Below are 6,802 nucleotides of genomic sequence, written 5' to 3' on the forward strand. Positions count from 1 at the left end.
CCCATAAGCGATGCGCAGCGTCAATCCTACTGCCTGCATCAGGTCGCTTGGCTTCGGCAGGCGCAAACATCGATGTCACTGCGCTGCAACCTCAAACGAATAAGAGTGTCACCATGAGAGTACTTCCGTCCCTTAACTCATTGAAAGTATTTGAAGCGGCTGGCGAGTGTTTGAATTTTACCCTCGCAGCAAAGGTCTTGAACGTGACCCAAGGAGCGGTGAGCCGCCAGATCAGTCAACTCGAGGATTATCTGGGGATCACCCTGTTTAGCCGCGCTAAAGGCAAACTGGCATTAACGGCACAAGGTCAAGCATTGCTTGCTGTGATTCAGCACTCATTTTCTGAGATTGAACGAGAAATAGGCCAGATCAGGATGCCCAACCTGCGACAGCGGCTAGCTATTTTGGCTCCCCCTACTTTTTGCTCACGCTGGCTTTGTCCGCGCATTCATCTTTTTACTCAGCAATATGGCCAATATGATCTGCAGATTTACACCGAACGAGAAGAAGGGGTCAGTGTCGATATCGAAATTTGCTTTGATGAAGTCTCCCAAGCTGGCCAACACGAAGGCGTGATCCTGATGGAGGAGTATATTGCGGTCTGTAGTCAGGCCCTGCTAAAGGATGCGGCCAGCTTGATCCAGGGCTCGCTTGCCAATAACAGCCATCGAATGCTGCATATTCGTCACAAAGGGAGCCAACTTCCCAGCTGGGATGAGTGGCTGCACGCGGCCAATATTCCCTTACCCATGGGGCTGCATAAAAGTTTAACCATGAGCACTCAAGAGCAGGTGATTAATGCCGCAGTAGCGGGAGGGGGATACGCGGTGGTGGATCGCAATATGGTTGATCTGCTGCTGAAAAACGGGGAGTTACAACAATTTGATCCAACGTCGGTCCCTAGCCGCTTTGGTTATTTACTCAAAATTGCGCCGTTAAAATTAGGCACCAGCAAAGTGGAAGATTTCTGTGCATGGCTGCAACTGCACGCCAGCCCCCATGCCTGAACTGGCAACGCGACTTTATTCTCTCACTCTTAGTATTAGCAAGCGTCAGCCCTCATCATCACGAGGGCTGACGCCGCGACTATTTGGCTAATTACAGCTCTAAATAAATACCTTGAGCAGGTCTGGGTTCCCGCGGTATCCGCTTACCCGCCGTGTAATCATTAATCAGATCACACGGAGTATAATTACGCTCCAGCTCATACACCTCTTCCGCGGTTAATTTCGTCTCAAGCGCGGCTAATGCACTATCAAACTGCTGTTTGGTATCTGCACCCACCAGCATCGAGGAGATTTCTGATTTCCCCAGTACCCATGCTTGGGCAATTTGCGCCGGTAAACAACCGCGCACTTGTGCCACTTTAGCGACCGATTGAGCAATCTCGAAAGAGGCCTGATCGTTATACATTTGGGCGGTAAAAAAGTCGGTCTTATTTCTGGTCGATTGCAGATCGCTGGTTAAAATACCGCGGGCAAGCGGGCTAAATACCGATACTCCGATCCCTTGATCGACACAAAATGGGATCATTTCACGCTCTTCCTCTCGGTACGCACAATTTAATTGCAGCTGCATATTAATCGGCTTCACCCAACCATTGCGATCACACACCTGCAATATTTTCGCCAACTGCCAGGTATTCATGGTCGACACCCCGATATAGCGGGCTTTACCTGATCGCACGATATCGTTGAGCGCTTGCATCGTCTCTTCCACCGGCGTGGCGGTATCGAAATAGTGCAACATATAGATATCGACATAGTCGCTCTTCATGCGTTTTAGCGATGCATTGATGGAATCCATAATATGCTTGCGTGAGTGGCCATAACCATTGACATCATCATTCATGGCATAGCCGACTTTGGTGGTAATGATTAAACGATCGCGCTGCGCAATGCGGTTTAATACATTACACACCACCTCTTCACCGGCCCCGGTGGAATAAAAATCAGCCAAATCGATGAAGTTAACGCCATTATCCAACGCATGAGCGATAATAGGCTCGCTCTCTTTTTCATCGAAAATCCACGGTTTCCACGCTTTCGAGCCCATATTCATGGTGCCCAGACACAAGCGTGAGACACGCAGACCAGATTGACCAAGTTGTACATATTCCATTGCGATATCCTCACTTATTTTGAAACGATTGATAGACTGTCTTCGACAATAGGATGGGGCGGATGCTCTTCTTGGTAATCAGGCTCTAACACCGCTTGGTTATCGACTATTTTTACCATGCCGAAGAATTTAATTAATGAAATACCGGCACCAATGACAATCAACATGCCCGGTAATCCGGCCAAGTTAAATAACATTTTAACGGCATCGATCCCAATATAGCTGGCGCTAATCCAGGCAATGAATGCAATGGCACTACCCCAAAAAGCCTTAATCCATAACGGCGAGCTACTAATCGCCTTACCTTGTTCAGTTTCGGTACATAAATTACCAATAGCATCAGTATTTGAATCGGCGGCAGTAATAAAACTGATCACGCAAACTAAAATAAACAGCACACTAATCAAGGATGACAACGGAAATTGGTCAAACAGTACATAAATAACAGAGGCAAAACCGGTCTCTTGATAAGCACGATAAAGGGCGCCATCTAACAGGTCATCTAAATAAATGGATGTACCGCTAAATGTGCTAAACCAAATGAAGCCAAATAAACAAGGCAACATAACGTTAACGATAATAAACTGTCGCACTGTATAACCACGGGCAATTTTACCTAAGAACAGTGACGTTAACGGTGCCCAGGCAAACCAGCTGGCAAAAAACGCAATGGTCCACCAGCCCGGCCACTGAGAATGACCTGAGGCCCCCGTCACCATATTACGCTGGAAAAATTCAGACAGATATATCCCAAATGTTTCTACACCGAGTGACAGAATGTAGCTGCTGGGGCCTAAGGTAAAAATAAATAAAATCGCTGCGACATAGAACCAGGTATTAATCCGCGACAAAATCTGAATTCCGCGATGCAGGCCTGTCGATGCAGATAATAAGGCCGTGCCCATGATCACCACCGCAATCAACGCATACGACAGCGGAGAGACTGGTAAACCAAGGTGACTTTTTAATCCTTCACTGATCACTAATAGACCTGAGGTGAGGGTAGCAGACATGCCCATTACGACCGCAAAGAGTGCCAAGCCATCGACTAAGTCTCCTATTGGGCCATCAATAAAACGGCCAACAAAGGGACGTAGCATTGAACCAATCGAGAACTTCATCTTCAAGTTATGTAATGCCAAGGCAAACACCAAGCTTGAGACGGTATAGATGCAGTAAGGCGTGATCGTCCAGTGCACAAAAATGGTCGACATGGAAAAACGGACTGCTTCTGCGGAGTGCGGCGTGATCCCAAGATATTCTGGTGGGTTATAGTAGTGCACAATTGGCTCTGCGACTGACCAGAACAAAATACCCATCGCAATCACGGTCGTTAATGACACCGCGAACCACTTGAATGGCGTATAAATACGTTCGGCGTCGTTACCACCAATTTTGACTCGGCTAATAGGAGAGAAAAACGCATAGCCGACTAGCAATACTGCGAGCACTGCGGTCAGTGAAAATAACCAAGACATATCATTGATAATAACGTCATTGATAGCGGACGTTGTTTCAATAAAAAAGGTCTTATCGAGTACCGTAAAATAAACAGTGACCAGCATACAGATAAATGCCGGGTAAAAGGTAAGCAACCTGAGTTTGTTCATCAACATCTATCCTTGACCAACGGTTAACAATGTTGACACTTTTGCAACATTTGCTCGTCAAGGCGAATGATTATTTCTCATGAAGGAATGAGAAATAGGATAACGAGTCTCCACACCCTTATATAAAACCCAATTGAAACTAGCTAAATAATACATGAGACCACGCAACCGAGATCTTTATCACAGTTCGACATTAAAACTGTTTGATGATAATAAAAATAATAATGATCGCGCACAAAATAGATCACAGTGAGACCCAGATCTCATTTTTTTTCATTTAAACAGGATGATCCGTTTATTTTCTGCCGTGTCTTCATAAGCAATAACGGTATGATGTCTAGCGGTTTAACTCCCTATTTAATGAGTGACCCTTAGCAGTATTGAATTAATGGAGATAATAATGCGTTATATTGCGTTTGCAGTTGGATTGGCGATGTTTGGCACCACGGCTCAGGCTGCCACTGAGTACACTGGGGATAAAGTGCAAGGCATGCCAGTGATTTCCGCGCTGGATGTGGCTGATCTTCCCACCGGCCAACACCGCTTTATGTTTGAAGGCGTTGAGACTGCAACAGGACAACACTGGTATGTGCCGCTGATGGTGGCAAAAGGGGCAAAACCAGGTAAAAAAGTGCTGCTACAAGCCGGCGTTCATGGGGATGAGATGAATGGCGTGCGGATCGTCCAACAAGCCATGGCACAGCTTGAACCGGCCAAGATGAAAGGCAGTGTGGTGGCGGTGATTGGCCCCAATCGTTCCGGTATAGAACGGATCGCCCGCACTTGGGCCATCGCCAACGATGGCACCGAGCTGGTCGACTATAACCGCGTTCATCCGGGGAAAGAGCAGGGCAACCCCCCAGAGCGCCAGGCTTGGCTGATGTGGAATAAGGTGTACAAGGGGAACGTCGAGTTGGCACTCGATTACCATACCCAGACCAGTGGCACCGCCTACCCCCTCTTTATCTATGCGGACTACCGTAACGACGAGGTTAAAACCCTTGCCGAGCTATTCCCGGCTGACCAAATCAAGAAAGATCCCGGCGAGCCAGGCTCGATGGAAACCACTTTCGTCGAGCACGGCATCCCTGCCATCACGGTCGAAGTGGGCGCGCCACGTATTTATCAGCAAGACATGATCGACCGAGGTCTGCAAGGTGCCTTGAATGTGCTCACCCATTACCAAGTTATCGACGGAAAAATAGGGGCCAACGCCAAGACCGAACAGACCTATATCGGCAACGAAATGAGCTCGGTCAGAGCCACCACTGGCGGCTTTGCAGAGATCTTGGTCAAGATTGGCGATGAGGTAAAACAGGGTCAACAGGTTGCGCTGCAGCGCAATGCGTTTGGCGATGTGATAGCCACATACACCGCTGACCGCGATGGCAAGGTGCTGGCCGTGAGCACGGATGTGATCCGTGAGCACCGCGCCATGCTCGTGCGGATCTTGGGCCAAAATCCTGCGCAAAGTTGTCAAAACGGCTGCTGATTGCTGATAGCACAAGGCGGCCACTCGGGCCGCCTTAACGCTACACCGCGTTATGCCTGATTACGCCGCGACGATCACGCCGCGCCGGGCTGCAGGGCTGGGGCTGCACTGATGAAAGCTTGCAGCTGCTCGCAGTTAGCCACGATACGGTTGATCGTTGGGTAATCTTCTAATGACATCTCATAGCGACGCGCGTTGTAGACCTGAGGCACCAGCATACAGTCAGCCAAGGTCACCTCGTTGCCCACACAGTAGACACCGGCGGTAGTCATTAACAGCTGCTCAAGCGCCGTAAAGGTCTCGTCAATCCAGTGACGATACCAGCTCACCTGCTGATCGTGACTGGCCCTGAAGTGTTCTTCCAGATAATGCAGTACCCGCAAATTATTAAGCGGATGGGTGTCGCAGCCAATCATGTTGACGATCTGGCGCACCTGCGCTCGCCCTTCCGGTGCCGAGGGCATCAAGGAGTAAGCAGGATAGGTCTCATCGAGGTACTCCATGATCGCAACCGACTGACCAATGTGCACATCACCATCGATCAAAAACGGCACCAGCCCTTGCGGATTAATGCGGCGATAGGCCTTTTCGCGCTGCTCCCCTTGCCGTAAATCGACGGGGTGCTGCTCATAATCGAGTCCTTTGAGCTGCAACACGATCCGTACTCGAAAGCTGGCAGATGAGCGCCAATAGCCAAACAACTGCAACATAATGTGTCCCTCTTTATCTTGCGTGATCTTGCGTCCGCGACCACAGGGGGCGCCGCCAGCTCTCTTGTGATCGGGCTAGTCGACAACCGCTGGCACCTGCTGCCCCGTATCCGGCATAACGTGCTGCTCAATGGTACCAAACAGACTCATTCCGTTACGATCCTGCATCGCGATGGACACTCTATCACCAAAGTGAAGATAGGGTGTAGCAGCTTGACCAGACTCGATAATTTCCAGCATCCGCCGCTCGGCAAGGCAGGATGATCCAACACGGCGATCGTAGTTGGAGACGGTGCCCGAACCGATGATGCAGCCTGCTCCGAGCGGTCTGGTCTTGGCGGCATGGGCAATCAGCTCGAAGAAGTTGAAGGTCATGTCCACCCCGGCGTCCGGTGCGCCAAACAGGGTGCCGTTCAGATGGGTACGCAGAGGCAGATGCACCTTGCCATCGTGCCAGTCATCGCCGAGCTCGTCGGGGGTGATGGCCACCGGCGAGAAGGCGCTGGACGGCTTGGACTGAAAGAAGCCAAAGCCCTTGGCGAGCTCCCCCGGAATGAGGTTGCGCAAGCTTACGTCGTTGACCAGCATCAGCAGCTTGACGTGGCTAACGGCCCCCTGCGGGCTCACCCCCATCGGCACGTCATCGGTGATGATGGCGATTTCCGATTCAAAATCGATACCCCACTCCTCCGAGCCCATCACGATGGGGGCTCGGGGGGCGAGAAAACTGTCGGAGCCCCCCTGATACATCAGCGGATCGTGCCAGAAGCTCTCCGGCATCTCGGCGCCGCGCGCCTACCAGTGGGCCGATGGCAGCGCCTACGTCAACCATGTGGAGTTGGTGCGCAAGGCGCGCGGCGCCGAGATGC

At 50.5% G+C, this 6,802-nt stretch carries 5 protein-coding genes and 1 pseudogene; 2 read left to right on the forward strand and 4 right to left on the reverse strand.

Annotation, left to right across the window (positions count from 1 at the left end; genetic code table 11):
- Positions 1–113 precede the first annotated feature (113 nt).
- A complete protein-coding gene (locus tag CUC53_RS02425; RefSeq protein WP_100292693.1) occupies positions 114–1,007 on the forward strand; it encodes a LysR family transcriptional regulator in 894 nt (297 codons plus the stop codon).
- A 91-nt stretch (positions 1,008–1,098) separates the two neighbouring features.
- On the opposite strand, the gene CUC53_RS02430 is transcribed toward CUC53_RS02425, so the two are convergent.
- The gene (locus tag CUC53_RS02430; RefSeq protein WP_100292694.1) at positions 1,099–2,121 is read right to left on the reverse strand and encodes an aldo/keto reductase; all 1,023 of its coding nucleotides are present in this window, start codon (positions 2,119–2,121) and stop codon (positions 1,099–1,101) included.
- A 14-nt stretch (positions 2,122–2,135) separates the two neighbouring features.
- Complete coding sequence (locus CUC53_RS02435; RefSeq protein ID WP_100292695.1) at positions 2,136–3,731, reverse strand: BCCT family transporter; 1,596 nt, start codon at positions 3,729–3,731, stop codon at positions 2,136–2,138.
- A 400-nt stretch (positions 3,732–4,131) separates the two neighbouring features.
- Between CUC53_RS02435 and CUC53_RS02440 the strand changes: the two genes are divergently transcribed.
- Entirely contained in the window at positions 4,132–5,223 is a 1,092-nt protein-coding gene (locus CUC53_RS02440) for a M14 family metallopeptidase (RefSeq protein ID WP_201796702.1), read from the forward strand.
- A 74-nt stretch (positions 5,224–5,297) separates the two neighbouring features.
- On the opposite strand, the gene maiA is transcribed toward CUC53_RS02440, so the two are convergent.
- The gene (gene maiA, locus CUC53_RS02445) at positions 5,298–5,933 is read right to left on the reverse strand and encodes a maleylacetoacetate isomerase (protein ID WP_100292697.1); all 636 of its coding nucleotides are present in this window, start codon (positions 5,931–5,933) and stop codon (positions 5,298–5,300) included.
- A gap of 75 nt (positions 5,934–6,008) precedes the next feature.
- Positions 6,009–6,728: pseudogene (locus tag CUC53_RS02450) on the reverse strand (fumarylacetoacetate hydrolase family protein); the annotation flags it as partial.
- Between the last annotated feature and the right edge of the window lie 74 nt (positions 6,729–6,802).

Source organism: Aeromonas cavernicola (assembly GCF_002795305.1).
In the GTDB taxonomy this organism is placed as follows: Bacteria; Pseudomonadota; Gammaproteobacteria; order Enterobacterales; family Aeromonadaceae; genus Aeromonas; species Aeromonas cavernicola.